Raw genomic sequence first — 23,657 nt, 5'->3', positions numbered from 1 at the left:
CCGGGCTCCTTTCCCGCCGCCCGGCTTCGCGGATCGCCGGCCGTCGCCATCCCTCACGGGGAGGCGCGAACAACGCAGCATTGGGACAGGAGCCTCGCGTGTCGTCCATCGATTTTTCCAAAGTGGTCGTCGCACAGGGCGGCGGACCGACCGCCGTCATCAACCAGTCGCTCGTCGGAGCGGTGCTGGAAGCGCGCAAATTTCGCGAGGTCGAACGCGTCTATGGCGCCTTCCACGGCGTGCGCGGCATCGTCAACGAGGATTTCGTCGATCTCACCCAGGAGACGACGCATAATCTCGAGATGGTGGCGAATACGCCTTCTTCGGCGCTCGGCTCCACCCGCGACAAGCCGGACCTGAAGTATTGCCAGGAAATCTTCAAGGTGCTGCGCGCCCATGGCGTCGGCTGCTTCTTCTACATCGGCGGCAACGACTCCTCGGATACGGTCCGCATCGTCTCGGAGGAGGCGAAGAAATCAGGCTATCCGCTGCGCGCCATGCATATCCCCAAGACCATCGACAATGATCTGATGGTCAACGACCATACGCCGGGCTTCCCCTCGGCGGCGCGCTGGGTGGCCCAGGCCTTCGCCGGCGCCAATCTCGACAATTGGGCGCTGCCGGGCGTCTATATCGCGGTGGTCATGGGCCGCCACGCCGGCTTTCTCACCGCCGCCTCGGCGCTCGGCAAGAAATTCCCCGATGACGGCCCGCATCTCATCTACATTCCCGAGCGCGCCTTCGTCATCGAGAAGTTCCTGGCCGACGTAAAGGCGACCATGGACAAATATGGCCGCTGCGTCGTGGCCGTCTCCGAGGGCGTCAGCGACGAAAACCATGTGCCGATCGCCGAGAAGCTCGCCGAGCAGGTGGAGCGCGACGCCCATGGCAATGTCCATCTGGGCGGCGGCGGCCTGGCCGACGAGCTGACCGAGCTGGTCAAGAAGCGGCTCGGCTATAAGCGCGTTCGGGCGGATACTTTCGGCTATGTCCAAAGGAGCTTCGTGGGCTGCGTCTCGGACGTCGACCAGCGCGAAGCCCGCGAAGTGGGCGAAAAGGCTGTCCAATACGCCATTTGGGGCGATCGTGACGGGTCAGTGACAATCCATCGCACCGGCTTTTATTCGGTCGACTATCAGCTCACGCCACTTGAACAAATCGCCGCAAAAACAAAAGTGATGCCCGATGAGTTCATCAGCCCCTGCGGCACGGACGTGACCGACGCTTTCCGTCTGTATCTGCGGCCCCTGCTCGGCAGCGGCATGCCGGACGCCTACCGGCTGCGGCTCAACCGCGTGCCCAAGATACTGACCTAAAAGGGGATTTAACAGGCTGCGGCCGGGGTCGCCCCGGCCGTGCGACCGTAGGCGCAGCGGGGGCGCGAATCTTGCTAACCAACAGAGTTGCGGCAAGGTTGCAATTCCGGGCGCGCCTCAAATAAAATAGGGCCGCGCGGAGGAGCGAGCGGCCCGCGCGGCTCGGAGGGCGCGAGTATTGCGCCGAGGGCCTACCTCGAGAGTGGGAGAGACGCGCGACAAGCGCTCTCCACCTTTTGTTAGGCCGGAGCCGGTACCTAATTTGTGTTTTGGATCGATTCGCGCCATGGATCGGTTCATCGGGAGAACATCATGAGCAAGGTCGGCGGCGGCGATTCGAAGAATACGCTTTACTGCTCGTTTTGCGGCAAGAGCCAGCATGAAGTCCGCAAACTCATCGCCGGCCCTACTGTCTTCATCTGCGACGAGTGCGTCGAGCTCTGCATGGACATCATCCGCGAGGAGAACAAATCCTCGCTGGTGAAGCAGCGCGACGGCATTCCGACGCCCCGCGAAATCTGCAAGGTCCTCGATGATTATGTGATCGGCCAGGCGCAAGCCAAGCGCGTGCTGTCGGTCGCGGTCCATAATCATTACAAGCGCTTGAACCACGCCACGAAGCATGGCGACGTCGAGCTCGCGAAGTCCAACATCCTGCTGATCGGCCCGACCGGCGTCGGCAAGACGATGCTGGCGCAGACGCTGGCCCGCATTCTGGACGTGCCCTTCACCATGGCCGACGCCACGACCCTCACCGAGGCGGGCTATGTCGGCGAGGACGTCGAGAACATCATCCTGAAGCTGCTGCAGGCCTCCGACTATAATGTCGAGCGCGCCCAGCGCGGCATCGTCTATGTCGACGAAATCGACAAGATCTCCCGCAAGAGCGACAACCCCTCGATCACCCGCGACGTGTCGGGCGAGGGCGTCCAGCAGGCCCTGCTCAAGATCATGGAAGGCACCGTCGCCTCCGTGCCGCCGCAGGGCGGGCGCAAGCATCCGCAGCAGGAGTTCCTGCAGGTCGACACAACCAACATCCTCTTCATCTGCGGCGGCGCCTTCGCCGGGCTGGAGAAGATCATTTCCTCGCGCGGCCGGAGCACGTCGATCGGCTTCGGCGCCAGCGTCCAGGCGCCCGATGAGCGCCGCACCGGCGACATCTTCCGCCAGGTGCAGCCCGAGGATCTGCTGAAGTTCGGCCTCATCCCCGAGTTCGTCGGCCGCCTGCCGGTCATCGCGACGCTCGAGGACCTCGACGAGGACGCGCTCAAGAAGATCCTCACCGAGCCCAAGAACGCTCTGGTCAAGCAGTATCAGCGCCTCTTCGAGATGGAGAATGTCGAGCTCACCTTCCAGGACGACGCGCTCTCCTCCGTCGCCCGCAAGGCGATCGAGCGCCATACCGGCGCGCGCGGTCTGCGCTCCATCATGGAAGGCATTCTGCTCGACACCATGTTCGACCTCCCGGGTCTGGAGGGCGTCGAGCAGGTGGTGATCGGTCCGGAAGTCGTTGAAGGCAAAGCGAGACCGCTGTACATCTACGCAGAGCGTAGCGAAAAAAGCGGCGCCAGCGCTTAAAGCGCGCGCCGTCTGTCGCCAAAGGGCGCGCCGGGCCCGAGCCCGGCCCCCGTTTCACCTCTCCTTGAATCGGCGATTTGCGTTTCCCATTTCTGCGTTGACGGGGCTATTCGGGCGTTTCGCCGCGGCTTCGTTAGGCGTGCAGGCGCGAGAGCGAGTGTTTGTGCGGCCAAGTCCTACTAGAAAGTCGGCCGGCATTGCGGCCCAAGTCTTGCTAGTTTAGACAAACTCTAAGTTCGCTCGTAATTTTCGCATTGCCGCCGGGCGGGGTGCGCAAACAAAAGCAGGATAATCATCATGAGCAACGAAAAGCGCGACGCCATCACGCCGGGAGCGGTCGAAAGCTATCCCGTCCTTCCTCTGCGCGATATTGTGGTGTTCCCGCATATGATCGTGCCGCTCTTCGTTGCGCGTGAGAAATCCATCCGCGCCCTGGAAGAGGTGACGAAAAGCGATCGCCTCATTCTTCTGGCGACGCAGAAGAACGCCGGCGACGATGATCCGGCGACCGACGCCATTTACCCGATCGGCACGCTTGCTTCCGTGCTGCAGCTTCTGAAGCTGCCCGACGGCACTGTCAAGGTCCTGGTCGAGGGCGTGGCGCGCGCCTCCGTGCGCAATTATTCGCGCGTCGACGACTTCTACGAGGCGGACGCCGAGGCGCTCGCCGACGACGACGGTTCGCCGGTCGAGGTCGAGGCGCTCGGCCGCTCGGTGATCTCCGAGTTCGAGAGCTATGTGAAGCTCAACAAGCGCGTCTCCTCCGAGGTGGTCGGCGCGGTCACGCAGATCGACGACTTCTCCAAGCTCGCCGACACCGTCGCCTCGCATCTCTCGGTCAAGATCGCCGACAAGCAGGACGTGCTGGAGACGCTCAACGTCGCCAAGCGTCTGGAGAAGTGCCTCTCGCTGATGGAAAGCGAAATCTCGGTCCTTCAGGTCGAGAAGCGCATCCGCACGCGCGTCAAGCGCCAGATGGAGAAGACTCAGCGCGAGTACTATCTCAACGAGCAGATGAAGGCGATCCAGAAGGAGCTGGGCGACGAGGAGGGCAAGGACGACCTCGCCGAGCTCGAGGAGCGCATCAAGAACACCAAGCTCTCGAAGGAGGCGCGCGACAAGGCCGTCGCCGAATTCAAGAAGCTGCGGCAGATGTCGCCGATGTCGGCCGAAGCCACCGTCGTGCGCAATTATCTCGACTGGATCCTCTCGATCCCGTGGGGCAAGCGCTCGAAGGTCAAGCGCGATCTCGTGCAGGCGCAGGAGGTGCTCGACGCCGAGCATTTCGGCCTGGAAAAGGTCAAGGAGCGCATCCTCGAATATCTCGCGGTGCAGAGCCGCGCCAATAAGCTGACGGGTCCGATCCTGTGCCTCGTCGGCCCGCCCGGCGTCGGCAAGACCTCGCTCGGCAAGTCGATCGCCAAGGCGACGGGACGCGAATTCGTCCGCATGTCGCTCGGCGGCGTGCGCGACGAGGCCGAGATCCGCGGCCATCGGCGCACCTATATCGGCTCGATGCCCGGCAAGATCATCCAGTCGATGCGCAAGGCCAAGTCCTCCAATCCGCTTTTCCTGCTCGACGAGATCGACAAGATGGGCATGGATTTCCGCGGCGATCCGTCCTCGGCGCTGCTGGAGGTGCTCGACCCCGAGCAGAACCAGAGCTTCAACGACCATTACCTCGAGGTCGACTACGACCTCTCCAATGTGATGTTCGTGACGACGGCGAATACGTTGAACATCCCTGCGCCGCTGATGGACCGCATGGAGATCATCCGCATCGCGGGCTATACCGAGGCCGAGAAGGCCGAGATCGCCCGCAAGCATCTCATCCCCAGCGCCGTCCATAAGCATGGGCTTGCGCCGGAAGAGTGGATGGTCACCGAAGACGGGCTGATGGAGCTGATCCGCCGCTACACCCGCGAGGCGGGCGTGCGTAATCTCGAGCGCGAAGTCTCCAACCTCGCCCGCAAGGCGGTGAAGGAAATCCTGCTCAAGAAGGCCGACAAGATCGTCGTCACCGCCGAGAACATCTCCAATTATCTCGGCGTGCCGAAGTTCCGCTACGGCCAGGCGGAGCTCGAGGACCAGGTGGGCGTCGTCACGGGTCTCGCCTGGACGGAGGTCGGCGGCGAGCTGCTCACGATCGAAGGCGTCATGATGCCCGGCAAGGGCAAGATGACCGTCACGGGTAATCTGCGCGACGTGATGAAGGAGTCGATCTCGGCGGCTGCGTCCTATGTGCGCTCGCGCGCGGTGGACTTCGGCGTCGAGCCGCCGCTCTTCGACCGCCGCGACATCCATGTGCACGTGCCGGAAGGCGCGACGCCCAAGGACGGCCCCTCGGCGGGCGTCGCCATGGCGACCGCCATCGTCTCGATCATGACAAGCATCCCGGTGCGTCGCGACATCGCCATGACCGGCGAGATCACACTGCGCGGCCGCGTGTTGCCGATCGGCGGCCTGAAGGAGAAGCTGCTCGCGGCGCTGCGCGGCGGCATCAAGAAGGTGCTGATCCCCGAGGAGAACGCCAAAGATCTGGCGGACATTCCGGACGCGGTGAAGAACGGGCTCGAAATCGTGCCGGTGGCGCGGATGGACGAGGTGCTCCAGCACGCCCTCATCTCCCTGCCGACGCCGATCCAATGGGAAGAGGATACCGCCGCCCTCTCGAAACGCGCCGCCGCGCTGGCCGACGACGACGCGGGCGTGCGCGCCCACTGAGCGCGCAGACTGCCAATAACGCCCCTCGTGCTTCGAGACGCCTGCTACGCAGGCTCCTCAGCATGAGGGGCTTCTTCTTCCCCCCGAACGCTTAGGCCTCATCCTGAGGAGCGAGCAAAGCTCGCGTCTCGAAGGACGAGGCCGCCTCGGAGGTTTATCAACAAACGAAGCCCCATCCCTCGGATGGGGCTCTTTTTTTACCCCTCATTTTCTTGAGCCCCCCGCGCGCGCCACGCAAAACCGCCACAATTGCGAAGCTTTTCTGCAATGCAGCGCTTGTTTCCCCGGATTTCCCGCGATTTCTGGGGGGCGGGCGCCGCCAATCCCTTGCGTTTCGGGCGATTCCAACCCAACACTCCCCCCACGCTACGCGCCGTCGATTCGACACCGCCGCTTCGTCGCGCGGACATCCTCGGCCTCGCAGCGCGTCAAGAGAAGGAAATGACCATGAACAAATTGGAACTGGTCGAGCACGTCGCGGCCGAGACCGAGTGCTCGAAGGCCGCCGCCGCCGCTGCGATCGACGCCGTCCTCAGCGGCATCACCGATGCCCTGAAAAAGGGCGAGGAAGTCCGCCTGGTCGGCTTTGGCACCTTCTCTGTCAAGGAACGCGCCGCCGGCACGGGCCGCAATCCGGCGACCGGCGCGGAGATCGAAATTCCCGCCTCCAAGAGCGCGCGCTTCAAGCCCGGCGCGACGCTGAAGACCGCGCTCAACGACGCCAAGTAAACACTTCCGAACGTCGAGGGTCGGGCACGGCCGTCGGACGACCTGCGCGGCGCTTTGCCCGCGAGGCGCGTCCGGCGGCCGTTCGGCATTTTGGCGCATGGCGCTTGCCTATGCTTCGCGCCCTCACTAAAAGCGTGCCGCTGGCCTCGAAAAGGCGGGCGTGGGCGGTTAGCTCAGATGGTAGAGCATCTCGTTTACACCGAGAATGTCGGGAGTTCGATCCTCTCACCGCCCACCAAAAATCGCATCCGACTTTACGCTCTATATGCAAGCTGCTCGCCATTCCCGAGGCGTCGCGTCAGCGACCCTCTCCATGGCTTGACGCGAATGGCGCAGCCCCGTAACTCGCATTCCTTGGGCGAGCCGGCGGCGCGCCCGCGCCTCCGACCTTTTTACGGTCGTCGTGCGAAAGTCCTTTGCCGCTCGCGTGTTGCGAATTAGGCTGGGGCCGGTGAGGACTCACGTGATGCGGGCGATCATGAAATTGCGGACTTTGGCGCTCGGCGCCCTCGGCCTCTTTGCGCTGGCGACCTTCTCTCCCCCGGCCGGCGCCGCCGAGGAAATGAACTTTCGCGTCGTCGGCCTCGACGCCGGCAATTGCGGCGCGAATTGCCCGCAGGTTATCGCCGCCCAGGGCGAGATTGGAGAGGGCACCCCGAACGCCTTTTTGAGCTTCGTGCGCGAGAATGTCGGGGGCGGGAATCTGCACGGCATTCTGCTGCTCGACTCGCCCGGCGGCAAGGTCGTCGCCTCCATGGAGCTCGGACAGGCGCTGCGGCGTCTCGGCATGGCCGTGATCGTGGCGCGCCCGGCGGCCGAACAGGCCTCCCGGAACATGGCGCTCGTCTCTGGCCGCTGCTATTCGGCCTGCGTCTATGCGCTGATGGGGGGCCGGAAGCGGGTCATTCCGCCGCAGAGCCGCGTCGGCATCCACCGCATGTTCAACTATTCGACGAGCTTCGACTTTTCGGAAGGCTTTGTCCGCGAACGCAATTACGACGACGGGGGCATGCGCGCCATGCTCGCGCGCTACGCCAGCGGCATGGGCGTGAGCCCGGATCTCGTCAATCTCGCCGAGCGCACCTCGCCCGATCAGTTGTATATGCTGTCCGGCTCCGACATTACGCGCTGGCGTCTGGGATCGCGCAAGCTATAAGAGCGCCAAAAGAGATAACGAAAGAAACAGGGCTGGACATGAAACATATTCTCGACGGGCTCGAACAGCGCCGCGCCTCGGCGCGCCTCGGCGGCGGCCACAAGCGGATCGAGGCGCAACATGCGCGCGGCAAGCTGACGGCGCGCGAGCGTATCGAGCTTTTGCTCGACCAGGGCTCTTTCGAAGAATTCGACATGTTCGTGACGCATCGCTGCACGGACTTCGGCATGGACCAGGGCGAGAAGACCTCCGGCGACGGCGTCGTCACCGGCTGGGGCACGGTCAACGGCCGGGCGGTCTTCGTCTTCGCCAAGGACTTCACCGTCTTCGGCGGCTCCCTCTCCGAGACCCACGCCCAGAAGATCATCAAGCTGCAGGATATGGCGCTGAAGAACCGCGCGCCCATTATCGGCATTTTCGACGCCGGCGGCGCGCGCATCCAGGAGGGCGTCGCGGCGCTCGGCGGCTATGGCGAGGTCTTCCAGCGCAATGTGCTCGCCTCTGGCGTCATTCCGCAGATTTCCGTCATCATGGGCCCCTGCGCCGGCGGCGACGTCTATTCGCCATCGATGACCGACTTCATCTTCATGGTGCGCGACACGAGCTATATGTTCGTGACCGGCCCCGACGTGGTGAAGACCGTCACCAATGAGACCGTCACGGCGGAGGAGCTCGGCGGCGCCTCGGTGCACACCACCAAGAGCTCCATCGCCGACCGCGCCTATGACAATGACGTCGAGGCGCTTTTGCAGATGCGCCGGCTCATCGACTTCCTGCCGGCCAACAACACCGAGACGCCGCCGGAATGGCCGAGCTTCGACGAGGTCGACCGGCTCGATGCGTCGCTCGACACGCTGATCCCGGACAATCCCAACAAGCCTTACGACATCAAAGAGCTGATCTCGAAGGTCGTCGACGAAGGCGACTTCTTCGAGATCCAGGACGCCCACGCAAAGAACATCGTCGTCGGCTTCGGCCGCGTCGAGGGCCGCACGGTGGGCTTTGTCGCCAACCAGCCCATGGTGCTCGCCGGCGTGCTCGACATCGACGCCTCGAAGAAGGCGGCGCGCTTCGTGCGCTTCTGCGACTGCTTCAATATTCCGATCGTCACCTTCGTCGACGTTCCGGGCTTCCTGCCCGGCACGGCGCAGGAATATGGCGGCCTGATCAAGCATGGCGCGAAGCTGCTCTTCGCCTATGCCGAGGCGACCGTGCCGAAAGTGACCGTCATCACGCGCAAGGCCTTTGGCGGCGCCTATGACGTCATGTCCTCCAAGCATCTGCGCGGCGACGTCAATTACGCCTGGCCCTCGGCGCAGATCGCCGTCATGGGCGCGAAGGGCGCGGTCGAGATCATCTTCCGCGCCGACCTCGGCGATCCGGAGAAGATTGCCCAGCGCACCAAGGAATATGAAGACCGCTTCCTGTCGCCCTTCGTCGCCGCCGAGCGCGGTTACATCGACGAGGTGATCATGCCCCATTCGACGCGCAAGCGAATCGGCCGGGCCCTGGCGCTGCTCCGTCACAAGGAGCTGGAGAACCCCTGGAAGAAGCACGACAACATACCGTTGTAACGCACTCTCGAAGCTACAACCTATAGTAGGCGCGGCGTCGAGCCGCGCCTTTCTCTTTGGTTCCGATTTGAAACGACTTGACGATAAGTAATGCTCAAATGCACGGCGCCCGTCTCGATTTTTCGTCAGCATGCACAATTTCGAGTGACAGCCCCTTTATTTTCGCATAGTGTCCCCCTCGCCAAGTTGGTTGGGTAAGCCTAAGCGTTTATAGCGTTTAGCCTACAATTTCCCAGCAACGGTCCAAGTCGGGGAGGACGCCGGAAAGAACGCGACTCGCGCTAGGCTCGAAGAACGAGCCGCTGCGAGCGGTTATCGGAGCGCTTAAGACTTCGGAGCCAGGCGTTCAATCCGGTTAAAGGACAGGGTGCCAAAGAGTGGGGAGCGGCCCAGCCGTCCCCGCTCTTTGTGTTTGAGGGGCCACTATAGAGATTTCCTCTCAAGCCATAGCCTCACCGCCAAGCCGTCGCCGGCGTGACCGCTGCTTGACGCGCGAGAAACCCCTTCCTACGTTCCAACCACAAAATTCCCGCCGTCGGCCCGAAATGAAAGGCCCCTCATGTCCACGCAAAAAATTACCGACGCCACTTTCGAGCAGGAAGTCCTGAAAGCCGCAGAGCCCGTCGTCGTCGACTTCTGGGCCGAGTGGTGCGGGCCCTGCCGCATGATCGCCCCCGCGCTCGAAGAGATTGCCGCGGAAATGAAGGGCAAGATCAAGGTCGTGAAGCTGAACATCGACGAGAATCCCGCCGTCGCCAGCAAGCTCGGCATCCGCTCGATCCCGACGCTGATCATCTTCAAGGACGGCAAGGCCGCCGCGCAGAAAGTCGGCGCCGCCCCCAAGGGCGAACTGGCGCGCTGGATCGGCGGCGCGGTCTGACATGATTTTTGCGAGCCTGAAGGCTCGCGGTCCGGGGACCCCTTGGACCGCGAGCCTTCAGGCTCGCTCAGTTTGTTGACAAACCTCCGAGGCGACCTCTTCCTTCGAGACGCGAGCTTTGCTCGCTCCTCAGGATGAGGCCTAAGTGACAGCGCAGCGCAGAAGCCCCTCATGCTGAGGAGCCTGCGCAGCAGGCATCTCGAAGCGCGAGGGACGTCAACCAGTTCGTCAGCAGGCTCGCTTTTTATAATCCCACGAGGCGTTGCGACTCTTGTTCGATTTATCGCCGGATGATCTCACCGCAATATTTCTCAGCCTGAAAGTCGCGAGCGCCGCCACCCTCTTCTCGCTCCCGGCGGCCGTCTTTGTCGGCTATGCGCTCGCGCGCTGGAGCTTCCCGGGCCGCACGGCGGTCAACGCGCTCGTCCATCTCCCCCTCGTTTTGCCGCCGGTCGTCACCGGCTTCGCTTTGCTGCTGCTTTTCGGCCGGCGCGGGCCGATCGGCGGCTTTTTGGCGGAATATCTGGGCGTCGTTTTCGCCTTCCGCTGGACCGGCGCGGCGCTTGCCGCCGCCGTGATGAGCTTCCCGCTCATGGTGCGGCCGGTGCGCCTCGCCTTCGAGAACGTCGATCCGCGTCTTTCCACGGCCGCCCGCTCGCTCGGCGCGAGCCGCCTTTGGGCCTTCGCGCTGATCGAGCTGCCGCTCGCCGCCAATGGCCTGCTGGTGGGCGCCATTCTCGGCTTCGCCAAGGCGCTCGGCGAATTCGGCGCGACCATCACATTCGTGTCCAGCATTCCCGGAGAGACGCGCACGATTTCCGCCGCCATCTATGCGCTGCTGCAGGCGCCGGGCGGCGATATTTCCGCACTAAGGCTCGCCGCGATCTCGGCGGCGATCGCCGTCGCCGCGCTCGTTGCTTCCGAAGCGCTGCAAGCACAGCTCGGCGGGCGGAAATGATTTCTCTCGACGTCCGCTTGAAGAGGAAGGGCTTCGAGCTCGACTGCGCTTTGCAGAGCGACGCGCGCATTCTCGCCTTTCACGGCCCTTCAGGCGCCGGCAAATCGACGCTCGCCCATCTGATCGCCGGCGTCACCCGCCCCGACAGCGGCCGGATCGTCGTCGACGGCGTCACCCTCCTCGACACGGACAATCGTATTTTTCTGCCGCCGGAGAAGCGGCGCGTCGGCGTCGTCTTCCAGGACGCTTTGCTGTTTCCGCATTTGCGCGTGAAGACCAACATCCTTTTCGGACAGTTTTTCACGCCCAAGGCGGAACGGCGCGCGCCCTTCGACGCCATCATCCAGACCCTTGGGGTCGGCCATCTTCTCGAGCGCTGGCCGGCGACGCTCTCGGGCGGCGAGCGCCAGCGCGTCGGGTTTGCGCGCGCGCTTCTCTCCTCGCCGCGCCTGCTGCTGATGGACGAGCCCATGGCGGCGCTCGATCACGCGCGGCGGCTCGAAATCATGACCCTCATCGAAAGGCTGCGCGACGAGTTCAAAACGCCGATCGTGCTGGTGTCGCATTCCGCCGAAGAGATCGCGCGGCTCGCCGACGAGGCCGCGATCATCAATAAGGGAAGGATCGTCGCGCAGGGGCCGCCGCTCGACGTGCTGCCCGGCGCGGCCCGGCTCATCGAGGGCGGGCGCTTCGGGCTCATCAATTCGCTCGTGGCGCGCATCGCCGCCGTCGACGAGACTTATGGCGTGACGCGGCTTTCCCATCCCGCCGGCGACATCCTCGTCGCCGCACGGATCGCGGAAGCGGGCGAGGCGCGCGTCGCCATCAAGGCGACGGACATCACGCTCGCCAAAGCCCCCGCCGAGACGAGCGTGCGCACGATCCTGCGCGGGCGCATCGCCCGGATCGAGGTGAATGGCAATGCGCTCGCCTTCGTCACGCTCGATCTCGCCGGCGGCGACAAGCTCATCGCGGCGGTGACGCGGCTGGCGCTCGACGAGCTGGGTCTGGCGCTGGGCTCGCAGGTTTATGCGCTGGTGAAGTCCGTCGCGCTCGACGAGCGAATCCTATAGGCCGTCCAACGCCGGGACGAGGAACAGCGCCGCGCCGCCGGCCGCCATCGCGAGGGCCGACGTCGCTGCAAAACGCAGGCCCATCGGGCGACCGCCCATCATCCAGGCCATGACCGATTTGGCGAGGGTGTTGGAGAGAATGGCCAGAAGAACGGCGAGCGCGGCCGGCGCGACGCCGATCTCCGTCGCGCCGTGCCGGGCCATGGCCAGCGACATGGCGTCGACATCCGCTATGCCCGAGATCAATCCCAAGGCATAGGCGCCGGGGCTCCCCGCGAAGCTGGTGGCGACCTTGGCGAGTATCATCACCACGGCGAGCAGCGCGCCGAATTTGAGCACGGCGGGCAAATCGAGCGGATTGGTCATCGCCAGCGGATTCTCCGCTTCCTCGCGCGCCGGGCCGTGACGGCGCATCAGCACGCCGCCGGCGATCAGATAAACCAGCGCCATGGAGATGAGCGGCGCCGCGAGGCGCAGGCCGAAACCCGGGTTGACGACGGTCAGAATGGCGAGGACGCGCGGCCCCATCACGGCATTGGCGAAAATCGCGCCCGCCGCCAGAACCTCGATTGCCTCCGGCCGCTCGCTTGCGAGACGCGACATGGCGGCCGTCGCCGCGGTCGACGACGCCAATCCGCCCGCCAGACCCGCCACGGCGACGCCGCGCCGATAGCCGATCAGCTTCACGGCCACATAGCCGGCGAAGGAGACGGCGGCGATCAGCACCGTCATCAGCCACAGCTCGTAAGGATTGATCGCGCCCCAGCGGTCGATGGCCTTGTCTGGAAGCGCCGGCAGGAAAATGAAGCTCATGACGAGGAGCACGAGGCCCGAGCGAAGCTCCGCCCAGGTCATGCGCGCGATCTGCTCGTGCAGGGATTCCTTCAGGGCGAGAATCGAGGCGGTCGCGACCGCGCCGGCGGCGGCGGCCGTCTCTTCGCCGACGACCGAATAGGCGCCGAGCGCGAAGGACAGCATCAAGGCGACAATCGAGGTCGCGCCGTAGGTCTGGTCGCGCATTGTCTCGCGGTAGCGGAAGACGGTCATCGCCGCCGCATAGATGACGAAGGCCACGCCCAGCGCGATGGCGCCGCCATGATCGGCAAATTGCCGGGCGATGGCGCCCCAGACGCCGCCGAGCAGCGCCGCGAGTCCATAAGTGCGCAGGCCCGCAGTGCGCTCGCCCGGCTCCTCGGCCCGGGCGCGCCAGCCGCGCTCCAGACCAATGAGCAGGCCGATCGCCAGCGCGAAGACGAGACGCTGGATGAGCTCGGCGGCGGTGAGATCATACATTTTTGCGAAAGCCCTCGAAGAAGAGCTGTTTTAGGCCGCCCGCGCGCCGAAGAAGAGAACTTAGGCGCGCCGCTTTCGGCGATTTTATTCCCGAAGGCTTCTTGCAATGTCTTCGAGCATCGGGACATTCACGCCGTCGGTTGGCGGTTATGTCGCCACCAATCTAGCGCCCGTCTGGTTAAGATACAGGAATCCGCAAATGTCGCCGCGCCCCTCCCGCCGATCCGCCGTCGCGCCCTTCATGGCGATGGACGCTCTACGCGACGCCAGGGCGCTCGAACGCGCCGGCAGGCATATTGTGCATATGGAATTGGGCGAACCGGGCGCGCCGGCGCCGCTGCTCGTGCGCGAGGCCGCCGCCGCAGCGCTGCGGGAGGGCAGAATCGGCTATGGCGAGGCGCTGGGCGATCGTGCCTTGCGCGAGCGCATCGCGGCGCATTACGGCGCGCGATATGGGGTCTCTCTTTCGCCGGATCGGGTGATCGTCACCACGGGTTCGTCCGGCGGCTTCATGCTGGCGCTGGTCGGCGCCTTCGACGCCGGCGCGCGCATCGCCGTCACGGCGCCGGGCTATCCGGCCTACGCCAATATTCTCGCCTCCCTCGGACTGGAGGCGGTCCCGCTGGAGGTCGGTCCGGAAACCCGTTTCGCGCCCACCGCCGCCATGCTCGCAGCCGCGCATCGCGAGAAGAAGCTCGACGGCGCGCTGTTCATGAGCCCGGCCAATCCGACCGGCTCGATGATCGACGCGGACGAGCTTTCGAAAATCTGCGCCTTTTGCGACGAGGCGGGGATCGTCTTCGTGTCGGACGAGATCTATCACGGGCTCGAATATGACGCGCCGGCCGAAACGGCTTTGCGCTTCACGCCGAACGCCATCGTCGTGAATTCCTTCTCGAAATATTACGCCATGACCGGCTGGCGGCTCGGCTGGCTGATCGCGCCGGAAGGGCTGATGCGGCCGCTGGAGCGCCTGCAACAATCCCTGGCGATCTGCGCGCCGACCATCTCGCAGCGGGCGGCGCTCGCAGCCTTCGACGCGACGCAGGAGCTCGAGGAAAACCGCGCCGCCTATGCGCGCAACCGGGCGCTGCTGCTGGAGCGTCTGCCGGCAATGGGTCTGACCCGCTTCGCGCCGCCGGACGGCGCCTTCTATTTCTACGTGGATGTGTCGGACTTCACCGCCGACTCGATGGACTTCTGCAAGCGCCTGCTGGTGGAGGCGGGCGTTGCGGCGACGCCCGGCCTCGATTTCGACCGAGGGCGCGGGCGAACGATGGTCCGCTTCTCTTATGCGGGCGCAGAGGCCGAGGTCGCCGAGGGCGCCGCGCGGCTCGAGGCGTGGCTTTCGACTCAACCTCGGGGGTGACGCACGTCACAACCCCGTCATGGCCGGGCTTGTCCCGGCCATCCACGCCGAGCAGACGCCAGAGCGGTGGGGATGAATTTACGACTTGGCGTACGGCCCGCCTATCGGACTAACCCTTCCCGGAGAAGGCCGCATCCCTCGGCGTGGGTGGCCGGGACAAGCCCGGCCATGACGCGCCCAAGATTTGTGATTTCTCACTTCCCTGGAAGGAAGCGGCGGGCCCCAGCGCTACCGCTGCGACGCGCCCCTCCCGGCAGCCTTGGCCGTCAACTTCCCCGTAAGGGGGAGTTTTTTACTCCCCGAAAGGCGTCTTCACCCGCTGCCACCAGCCGCCCTTCTTCGGGGCGGTCGGGTCAGCCTGGGTGATCACCACCTCGGTCGGCTTCCTCGGCGGGACCGGCGCGGGCGCAGGCGCGACGGCCTCGGCCGGGGCCGCCGTCTCCGCAGCCCGCTCTACCGAGACGGGCGCCGCCGGCGCAGCCTCGGTCTTCGCCTCGACGTCGGAGACCTCAGCCTTCGGCGCCTCTACCGGCGCCGGCTCGGCCGCAATCGGCGCCGCCGAAGGCTGCTCGACCGGCGCGGGCGCCTCCAGGGACGGCGCGGCGTTTTCGGCCTGCGGCACAAAGTCCGGCATATGGGCCTCGCGCGGCGTCACCAAAGCTTCCTGCTCCTGCGCGCCCTCGTCGGTCGGGAAGAGCGCGGAAGGATCGCGGAATTCCTCCGGCAGCGGCGCCGACCGGCGCCAGCGGCCGGGACCGCGGCCACGGGCCGGGCGAGGCTCGCGCGTCTCGCGGGGGGCGGGCTGCCCTTCGATGGCCGCCATGAAGGCGAGACCTTCGTCGGAAGGCTGCTCGGCGCCGGGAGCCAAACTCGCCTCGCCATTCAGTCCACCGCCACGGCCGCGGCGGCGGCGGCGGCGGCGCGAGCGCTGAGCGCCCTCGTCGCCCTCTTCGCCATTCCCATTGGCGCGGCGCGGCTCGCGGCTCTCGCGGCGACCATTAGCGAGGGCCGGCTCGCCGGCCTCGGCCATTTCTTCTTCCTCGGCGAAAACCTCTTCTTCGAGGACTTCCTCCTCGATCGGCTCCGCCCGGACCGAATCGACGCGCAGCGGCGCCGGCGCGGCGGGGATACGCGGACCAGAGGCCGGCTCGCCGCGCTCCAGCGCGTGATAATTGGCGCCCGTCAACGTGTCGTCGGCGGCGACGGTGATATGCACGCCGAACCGGTTTTCCAGCGCCTGCAGATGCGCGCGCTTCTGATTGAGGATGTAGAGCGCGACGACGGCGCGGGTGCGCAGCGTCACGTCATGCGACGCGCTCTTGAGCAACGCCTCCTCCAGCACGCGCAACACATGCAGCGCGACCGAGGCGGTGGACCGTACATGCCCGGCGCCGGCGCAATGCGGGCAAGGCACGGTCGAGCCCTCGACGACGCCGGCGCGGATGCGCTGGCGCGACATCTCCAACAGGCCGAAATGCGAGATGCGGCCGACCTGGATGCGGGCGCGGTCGTTCTTGAGCGCGTCCTTCAGGCGGCGCTCGACGGCGCGATTGTTGCGGCTCTCCTCCATGTCGATGAAATCGACCACGATGAGGCCGGCGAGGTCGCGCAGGCGGAGCTGGCGGGCGACTTCGTCCGCCGCCTCCAGATTGGTGCGCAGCGCCGTGTCCTCGATATTGTGCTCGCGGGTCGAACGGCCGGAGTTCACGTCGATCGCGACCAGCGCCTCGGTCTGGTTGATGACCAGATAGCCGCCCGACTTCAGCGTGACATTGTTGGAGAACATGGCGTCGAGCTGCGCCTCGACCCCCGCTTCCGCGAAGATCGGGACCGGCTCGCGATGCTGCTTTACGTTCTTCGCATGGCTCGGCATGAGCATGCGCATGAAGTCCTTGGCCTCGCGATAGGCGTCGTCGCCGGAGACCACGATCTCCTCGACGTCGCGCCCGTAGAGATCGCGGATGGCGCGCTTGATGAGCGAGCCTTCCTCATAGACGAGCATCGGCGCCGAGGAGCGCAGCGTCAGCTCGCGCACGCTCTCCCAGAGCCGCAGCAGATATTCGAAGTCGCGCTTGACCTCCGCCTTGGTGCGGGTCGCGCCGGCGGTGCGCAGGATGACGCCCATCCCCTCCGGCACTTCGAGGTCGTGGACGATCTCCTTGAGGCGCTTGCGGTCGGCGCCATCGGTGATCTTGCGGGAAATGCCGCCGCCGCGCGCCGTGTTGGGCATCAGCACCGAATAGCGGCCGGCGAGCGAGAGATAGGTGGTGAGCGCCGCGCCCTTGTTGCCGCGCTCCTCCTTGACGACCTGGACGAGCAGCACCTGGCGGCGCTTGATGACTTCCTGAATCTTGTACTGGCGGCGCGGACGCACCACGCGGAAGGGCGCCTCGTCCATGGCGTCGCCGCCGATGTGCTCGACGTGCTCTTCCTCGTCGTGCTCCTCGTCGTCGTGGTCGTCGTCGTGATGCTCTTCCTCGGCCGGGGCGCGGGCGTGGATCGCAGCCTCGTCTTCCTCGGCCGCGCCTTCCTCGTCTTCCTGGCCTTCCTCGTCTTCCTGGCCTTCCTCGCGGGCGCGCTCTTCGTCACGCTCGTCCTGACGGCGGGCCTTCAGCTCATGGTCGGGGGCGGGCGTCTCCTCGACGAATTCGTCGGCCTCGCCCTCTTCCACCGAGCCGAAGCCCGACGGATCGACGGAAATCGTATGATGCGCCTCGTCGGCGGCCTCATCGGCCTCGGCGGAGACGGGCAGGACCGCTTCGGCCTCGACTTCGACGTCGGTCGGCGCGATCGCTTCCGGGGATTCGACAGCCTCGGCGGCGATCGTCGGCGCGCCGGCGTCCACAGGCTCGGCGGCGGGGGCTTCGCCCTCCTCGGCGGCCTCGATCAGGGCCTCGACGTCGACCGGCTCGCTGACGAGCGTCTCGTCCTCGGCCGCGCGCTTTTCGGCCGCCTCGTGCTGGCGGCGGCGGGAGCGGCGCCGGCCATGCGGACGATGCTCTTCCTCCTCGTGCTCGCGATGGGCGCGGCTCTCTTCCTCGATCAGCGCCTGACGGTCGGCGACGGGAATCTGGTAGTAATCCGGATGGATCTCGGCGAAGGCCAGGAAGCCGTGGCGGTTTCCGCCGTAATCCACGAAAGCGGCCTGGAGCGAGGGCTCCACGCGCGTGACCTTCGCGAGATAAATATTGCCGCGCAGCGGTTTCTTTTCGGCGGCCTCGAAGTCGAATTCCTGAACGCGATTACCGCGCAATACGACGACGCGGGTCTCCTCCGGGTGGGAGGCGTCGATCAGCATTTTGTTTGCCATGGGGGACTCTTTGCGGCGTTGCGCGCGCGACAGCCGGAGGAGCAAGCCGCGATCCGTTCAAGGATGCGGCGGCCGCTGTTCGGCGAAGCGCGAGGGCGCGAACGCATGTTGTCGGGGAAAAGGGAAAAGGCCGAAGGCCTTTAACACGCTGGCCGGCGCGAAGGCCGGCGGACAGATCGCCTGGCCGGAACGCCGCATCCGCGGCGAACGACCGAACAAAATGACGACTGGGAACGCGACCATTGCCTGCGTCGCGGTCCCTGCGGCAAAGACCGCGAAGCGCAAGATTTGAGCGCAGCCGCATCGCGCGGACGAACCGGGCGAGGCGAATCTTCGCTGCAGCGCTTATCATGGTCGTAGCCATGAGATCGTCAAAAAACCTTTCGCGACGCCCAAAGGCGGCGAGTATGCGTCACAGCCGGCGCAAAGCCGCGCGTGACGGAAGACGTCAGCCCGTCCTGGAAATCCGTCGGCCGCCGATGCAAAGGGCGCCTGCCCCCGCTGCGGCGCCAGACTTCCACAGAGCGCTTCCCACTTCATAGCGGGCGCCCGCAAGACGCGCAAGCGTCGCTTCTGCGGCATTTATGCGACGGACGCCCGAAAACGGCGCCGCGCTCCGGCTGAAGCTGTGGATGCTAACGGTCCCTTAAGGGACGCGCTTGAAGAATCGTTTATATAGTTCTCCAGATTGACGCAATTTTGCGAGCTTCGGGCCATGCGACAGCCGCCTTCCCGCCGAAAAAAGACTTGGGCGCGCCGCGCTGTCGGCGCTGCGGCGGCCCTTCTCGCCGGCGCGAGCGCCGCTTTGGCCGCCGAGCCCGGCGCCCCTGTTGCGGCGGTCGCCGGCCGCGTCGAGACGCTCGCAGACCACGCCCGCCTGGTTTTCGAGCTGACCGGCGCCGTAAAGGCGAGCGCGCATCTCGCCGTCAATCCGGCGCGCGTCATCGTCGATCTGCCCGAGGTCGCCTTCCATCTCGACGCCAAGGACGGCCGCGCGCCCGCCAAGTCCCGGCTCGTCAAATCCTACCGCTATGGCCAGTTCGCCCCGGGACGCTCGCGGGTGGTGGTCGACCTCGCGGCGCCCGCCCAGATTGTGCGGGCCGAAAGCGAACCCGCTGGCGACGGGGCCCGGTTGATCGTCGAGCTCACGCCGACCACTGAAGCGCAATTCACCGCCGCCGCCGCCGAAAGCGCCGCGGCTTTGGCGCGCGCCGAGCCTGCGCCTGCCGAGGCGGCGGCCGCCGCGACTCCGGCGGCTTCGGATAAGCCGGTCGTCGTGATCGATCCCGGCCATGGCGGGGTCGACATGGGCGCGACGGGCAAGCACGGGGAGCAGGAAAAGGCGGTCGTCTTCGAATTCGCCCGCGCGCTTGCGGCCAAGATCGAGGCCGGCGGTCGGCTGAAAGCCGTGCTGACGCGCAGCGAGGACATTTTCCTGCCGCTCAACGAGCGGGTCCAGATCGCCCATCGCAACAACGCCGCGCTCTTTTTGTCGATCCACGCCGACACGCTCGCCGAGGGCCATGTCGAGGGCGCGACTATCTATACGGTGTCGACCAAGGCCTCCGACGCCGAGGCGGCGAAAATCGCCGAAAAGGAAAATCTGGCGGACAAGGCGGCGGGCCTGGAGAGCAAGCAGGACGTCGAGCAGGTCGGCGACATCCTCTACGAACTCACTCAGCGCGAAACCCGCGCCTTCAGCGCCCAGTTTTCGCAAACGCTGATCTCGCATTGGAAGGAGGCCGGCAGCCTGAACAAGAACCCCGCGCGCGCCGCCGGATTCGTTGTCCTGAAGTCCTACGACATCCCCTCGGTCCTCCTGGAACTTGGTTATCTTTCGAGCGAGAAGGATCTCGCGCGATTGACCTCGGTCGACTGGCGCGACCGCGCCGCCGGCAAGACCGCGGATGCGATCGAGGCCTTCTTCGCCGCGCGGTCGCGCGAGGCGCGCGCGCCGGTCAAGCTCGAGCGCCCACAATAAAACACAAAACCGCATCATTTTGAAAAAGGCGCCGTCAGGGCCGCGGCTCGCTGCGCGCCGGACAGACCGGCGACATCACGCCTGGCCACCACGGCGGCGCGACGATCGGCCAAAAGCCACTGGATCGGCGGGCGCTGGCGGTGCTAAAGCATTGCCGCGCCACGAGGCGAATTGACGGGTGATTTCCGTTTCGAGTGGGCCCCATCCAGAAAAACTAATCGCGCACGCGGCGGACCAACGCCGAATTGCGCGCTTGCCGGCCGGCCCAGTCCTAGCGAAAGGGCGGGCGCCGGCGCCATATAAGATCAGGCGAAAAGCCACGGGCCTCCCCGCCCGCTGAGAGGAAGAATTTCATGCGACTTCTCGCAAGGTTTCTAGGCTTTGTCTTCGCGACCGGCACGATCGTCTTTTTGATCGGCGCCGTCGCGGCCTCCGCGCTGGTCTATTATTATTCCAAGGATCTGCCGGATACGGCGCAGCTACGAAACTACGAGCCGCCGGTCACGACGCGTCTTCACGCCAATGACGGCTCCATTCTGGCCGAATATTCCCGCGAGCGGCGCCTGTTTCTGCCGAGCTCCGCCATTCCGGCGCTCGTGAAGCAGGCCTTCATCTCGGCCGAAGACAAGAATTTCTACACCCATAACGGCATCGACCCGGAAGGGGTGGTGCGCGCGCTCTCGGTGCTGGCGCAGGGCGGCCGGCATGTGCAGGGCGCCTCGACGATCACCCAGCAGGTCGCCAAGAACTTCCTCGTCGGCAATGAGCGCTCGATCGACCGCAAAATTCGCGAGGCGCTGATCTCCTTCCGCATCGAGGCCGCCTATTCCAAGGAGCGCATCCTCGAGCTCTATCTCAACGAGATCTACCTCGGCCTCGGCAACTATGGCGTCGCCGCGGCGGCGCTCAATTATTTCAACAAATCGGTCAATGAGCTGACGCTCGCCGAAGCCGCCTATCTCGCCGCCCTGCCCAAGGGCCCCAATAATTACCATCCCTTCCAGCATCGCGACCGCGCGATCGAGCGCCGCAACTATGTGATCGACCGCATGGAGGCCGATGGGGTCGTGACGCATCTGGAGGCGGAGAAGGCCAAGGCGGAGCCGCTCGGCGTCAATCCGCGCGCCCTCTCGCCCAATACTTACGTCGCCGGCTATTTCGCCGAGGAAGTGCGCCGCGAGCTGCTCGACCGCTACAAGGACAAGGGCCTCTATGAGGGCGGGCTGTCGGTGCGCACGACGCTCGACCCCAAGATGCAGGCCTGGTCCCGCAAGGCGCTGGCGGACGGCCTCGTGCGCTTCGACGAGGCGCATGGCTTCCGCGGCGCCATGAACCATATCGACGTCTCGTCCGATTGGGGCGTCCCGCTCGCCGGCATTCCTGCGCTCGGCGACATCAAGCCCTGGCGCCTCGCCGTGGTGCTCGACGTCAACGAAGCGGGCGCCCGCGTCGGCCTGCAGCCGGGCCGCGAGGCTTCCGGCGACGTGGCGCGCGAGCGCGAGACGGGCCTGCTCACGGCCGAGGGCATGCGCTGGACCGGCCGCGGCCCGCGCGGCGCGCTCACCGTCGGCGACGTGATCTATGTCGAGCCGATGGCGGGCAATCCGGGCCACTTCCGCCTGCGCCAGATCCCCGAAATCTCGGGCGCCATGGTGGCGATGGACCCCTATACGGGCCGCGTCTTCTCCATGGTCGGCGGCTTCTCCTTCGACCAGTCGGAGTTCAATCGCGCCAGCCAGGCGCTGCGCCAGCCGGGCTCCTCCTTCAAGCCCTTTGTCTATGCGACGGCGCTCGACAATGGCTATACGCCCTCCTCGTCCATCCTCGACGAGCCCATTTCGATCCAGCAGGCCGACGGCAGCTATTGGACGCCGGAGAACTTCGAAGGCGGCCACGGCACCGGCGCGCATCCGCTCAATTACGGCATCGTCCATTCGAAGAACATGATGACGGTGCGCCTCGCCAAGGACGTCGGCATGCCGCTCATCGCCGAATACGCCAAGCGTTTCGGCGTTTACGACGACATGGGCCCTTATCTCTCGCTGTCGCTGGGCGCCGGCGAGACGACGCTGCTCAAGATGGTCACCGGCTATTCCATGCTGGCCAATGGCGGCAAGCGCATCAAGCCGACGCTGATCGACCGCGTGCAGGACCGCTGGGGCAAGACCATCTTCCGCCACGACGAGCGCCAGTGCCTGGGCTGCGACGCGGCGAAATGGGACAATCAGAACGAGCCCAAGCTGATCGACAAGCGCGAGCAGGTGCTCGACCCGCTCACCGCCTATCAGATCACCAACATCATGGAAGGCGTCATCCAGCGCGGCACCGGCGTGTCGATCAAATCCGTCGGCAAGCATCTCGCCGGCAAGACCGGCACGACCAATGAGGCGAAGGACCTCTGGTTCGTGGGCTTCTCGCCGGACCTCGCCGTCGGCGTCTATATCGGCTACGATCGACCGCGCTCCATGGGCAGCCACGCCCAGGCCGCGCTCTTCGCCGCGCCGATCTTCCGCGACTTCATGACGGTCGCCCTCAAGGACAAGCCGGATACGCCCTTCCGCGTGCCGCCGGGCATCAAGCTGATCTCGGTCAATCCGAGCACCGGCCTGCGCACCGCGAGCGGCGGCGAGCTCTGGCCCTTCAAGCCGGGCACCGCGCCGCCGGATTCCTACACGAGCGGCGAAGGCGGGGGCCCCCGCCAGCTCAATACGCCGCATGACGTCGACCAGCAGGTCGGCAGCGGCACGGGCGGACTTTACTGATCGATCGCAGAGCGGCCGGAGACGAAAGTTTCCGGCCGCTCTATTTTTATCTAATCGTTGCACAAGAGCCCTGGCCCATGACCGACAGCAATGAATTCGTTCTCCTGGAAGAAGCGGGGCATATCGCGCGGCTGACGCTCAACAGGCCGGCGTCGCGCAACGCTTTGTCGGTGGCGATGCTGGCGGCGCTGTCGCAGCGGCTGGACGGTCTGGAGAAGCGCGGCGACATTCGCGTCGTGGTGCTGCAGGCCGAGGGCCCGGCCTTCTGCGCGGGTCACGACCTCAAGGAGCTGACGGCTCACCGTAGCGATGCGGACGGCGGGCGTGGGTTCTTCGAGGAGACGATGCGGGGCTGCTCGGCGCTGATGCAAAAGATCGTCGCTCTGCGGCAGGCCGTGATCGCCGCCGTCGACGAAATCGCCACCGCGGCGGGCTGCCAGCTCGTCGCAAGCTGCGACCTCGCCGTCGCCGGCCCAAACGCGCGCTTCTGCACGCCGGGCGTCGATATCGGCCTGTTCTGCTCGACGCCGGCCGTGGCGCTCTCCCGCAATCTCGCGCCGAAACACGCCCTGGAAATGCTGCTCACCGGCTTCCCCATCGGCGCGGAGGCGGCGCTGCGCATCGGGCTCGTCAACCGCGTCTCACAGGACGGCGCACGCACCGGCGCGCGGGCCCTCGCCGAGCTGATCGCGGCGAAGTCGCCGGAGGCGATCCGCTTCGGCAAGAGGGCGTTTTACGCCCAGCGCGAGAAGCCGCTCGTCGAGGCCTATGATCTCGCGAGCGCCGTGATGGTGGAGAATATGCTCGCCGCGGACGCGAAAGAGGGGATCGCGGCGTTTCTGGAAAAGCGGGCGCCGGGGTGGCGGGAGCCGTGATGTAGCTCCGTCATTGCGAGCGTAGCGAAGCAAGCCAGAGCCGCATCGGGGCTCCTGGATTGCTTCGTCGCTGCGCTCC

At 65.7% G+C, this 23,657-nt stretch carries 15 protein-coding genes and 1 tRNA gene; 14 read left to right on the top strand and 2 right to left on the bottom strand.

Annotated features, from left to right (window positions below):
* Positions 1 to 98: 98 nt before the first annotated feature.
* From QNA11_RS15785 to modC, 10 genes are all read left to right on the top strand, one after another.
* Entirely contained in the window at positions 99 to 1,316 is a 1,218-nt protein-coding gene (locus QNA11_RS15785) for a 6-phosphofructokinase (RefSeq protein ID WP_283483757.1), read from the top strand.
* A 312-nt stretch (positions 1,317 to 1,628) separates the two neighbouring features.
* Positions 1,629 to 2,894: an ATP-dependent Clp protease ATP-binding subunit ClpX gene (clpX, locus tag QNA11_RS15780; RefSeq protein WP_165052215.1), complete on the top strand. Its 1,266-nt coding sequence runs from the start codon at positions 1,629 to 1,631 to the stop codon at positions 2,892 to 2,894.
* 297 nt (positions 2,895 to 3,191) lie between these two features.
* Positions 3,192 to 5,618 (top strand): endopeptidase La, encoded by a 2,427-nt coding sequence (gene lon, locus QNA11_RS15775; protein WP_283483756.1) that lies wholly within the window; start codon positions 3,192 to 3,194, stop codon positions 5,616 to 5,618.
* Positions 5,619 to 5,885: 267 nt separating this feature from the next.
* Positions 5,886 to 6,347 carry an HU family DNA-binding protein gene (locus tag QNA11_RS15770; RefSeq protein ID WP_202071197.1) on the top strand — a complete coding sequence of 154 codons (462 nt, stop codon included), beginning with the start codon at positions 5,886 to 5,888 and terminating at the stop codon, positions 6,345 to 6,347.
* A gap of 162 nt (positions 6,348 to 6,509) precedes the next feature.
* Positions 6,510 to 6,585, top strand: a tRNA-Val gene (locus tag QNA11_RS15765).
* A 240-nt stretch (positions 6,586 to 6,825) separates the two neighbouring features.
* A complete protein-coding gene (locus QNA11_RS15760; protein ID WP_202071196.1) occupies positions 6,826 to 7,503 on the top strand; it encodes a COG3904 family protein in 678 nt (225 codons plus the stop codon).
* A gap of 38 nt (positions 7,504 to 7,541) precedes the next feature.
* Positions 7,542 to 9,077, top strand: a complete 1,536-nt coding sequence (locus tag QNA11_RS15755) for an acyl-CoA carboxylase subunit beta (RefSeq protein WP_202071195.1) — start codon at positions 7,542 to 7,544, stop codon at positions 9,075 to 9,077.
* Positions 9,078 to 9,636: 559 nt separating this feature from the next.
* Positions 9,637 to 9,957: a thioredoxin gene (gene trxA / locus QNA11_RS15750; protein ID WP_202071194.1), complete on the top strand. Its 321-nt coding sequence runs from the start codon at positions 9,637 to 9,639 to the stop codon at positions 9,955 to 9,957.
* Positions 9,958 to 10,228: 271 nt separating this feature from the next.
* On the top strand, positions 10,229 to 10,915 hold the full coding sequence (gene modB / locus QNA11_RS15745) for a molybdate ABC transporter permease subunit (protein WP_281929424.1): 687 nt from the start codon (positions 10,229 to 10,231) through the stop codon (positions 10,913 to 10,915).
* Positions 10,912 to 11,988, top strand: a complete 1,077-nt coding sequence (modC, locus tag QNA11_RS15740; RefSeq protein ID WP_283483755.1) for a molybdenum ABC transporter ATP-binding protein — start codon at positions 10,912 to 10,914, stop codon at positions 11,986 to 11,988. The genes modB and modC overlap by 4 nt, the downstream gene beginning before the upstream one ends.
* On the opposite strand, the gene QNA11_RS15735 is transcribed toward modC, so the two are convergent.
* Positions 11,983 to 13,281, bottom strand: coding sequence for an MgtC/SapB family protein (locus QNA11_RS15735; protein WP_283483754.1), 1,299 nt, complete (start codon positions 13,279 to 13,281; stop codon positions 11,983 to 11,985). The two genes, modC and QNA11_RS15735, sit on opposite strands and share 6 nt — an antisense overlap.
* A gap of 199 nt (positions 13,282 to 13,480) precedes the next feature.
* On the opposite strand from QNA11_RS15735, the gene QNA11_RS15730 reads away from it, so the two are divergent.
* Complete coding sequence (locus tag QNA11_RS15730; RefSeq protein WP_283483753.1) at positions 13,481 to 14,650, top strand: pyridoxal phosphate-dependent aminotransferase; 1,170 nt, start codon at positions 13,481 to 13,483, stop codon at positions 14,648 to 14,650.
* 292 nt (positions 14,651 to 14,942) lie between these two features.
* Here the strand turns inward: QNA11_RS15730 and QNA11_RS15725 are convergent, their stop codons facing one another.
* Positions 14,943 to 17,960, bottom strand: coding sequence for an Rne/Rng family ribonuclease (locus tag QNA11_RS15725; protein ID WP_283483752.1), 3,018 nt, complete (start codon positions 17,958 to 17,960; stop codon positions 14,943 to 14,945).
* A gap of 715 nt (positions 17,961 to 18,675) precedes the next feature.
* Between QNA11_RS15725 and QNA11_RS15720 the strand changes: the two genes are divergently transcribed.
* The 3 genes from QNA11_RS15720 to QNA11_RS15710 all read left to right on the top strand — a co-directional run bounded on the left by QNA11_RS15720 (position 18,676) and on the right by QNA11_RS15710 (position 23,578).
* Positions 18,676 to 19,941, top strand: a complete 1,266-nt coding sequence (locus tag QNA11_RS15720) for an N-acetylmuramoyl-L-alanine amidase (RefSeq protein ID WP_283483751.1) — start codon at positions 18,676 to 18,678, stop codon at positions 19,939 to 19,941.
* Between the two features lie 353 nt (positions 19,942 to 20,294).
* Positions 20,295 to 22,703 (top strand): penicillin-binding protein 1A, encoded by a 2,409-nt coding sequence (locus tag QNA11_RS15715; protein WP_283483750.1) that lies wholly within the window; start codon positions 20,295 to 20,297, stop codon positions 22,701 to 22,703.
* A 77-nt stretch (positions 22,704 to 22,780) separates the two neighbouring features.
* A complete protein-coding gene (locus QNA11_RS15710) occupies positions 22,781 to 23,578 on the top strand; it encodes an enoyl-CoA hydratase (RefSeq protein WP_283483749.1) in 798 nt (265 codons plus the stop codon).
* Positions 23,579 to 23,657: the final 79 nt, after the last annotated feature.

Source organism: Methylocystis sp. JR02 (assembly GCF_030063565.1).
GTDB lineage: Bacteria > Pseudomonadota > Alphaproteobacteria > Rhizobiales > Beijerinckiaceae > Methylocystis > Methylocystis iwaonis.
The sequence above is the reverse complement of the archived record's forward strand: the minus strand, read 5'-3'. Positions and strand labels throughout refer to the sequence as shown.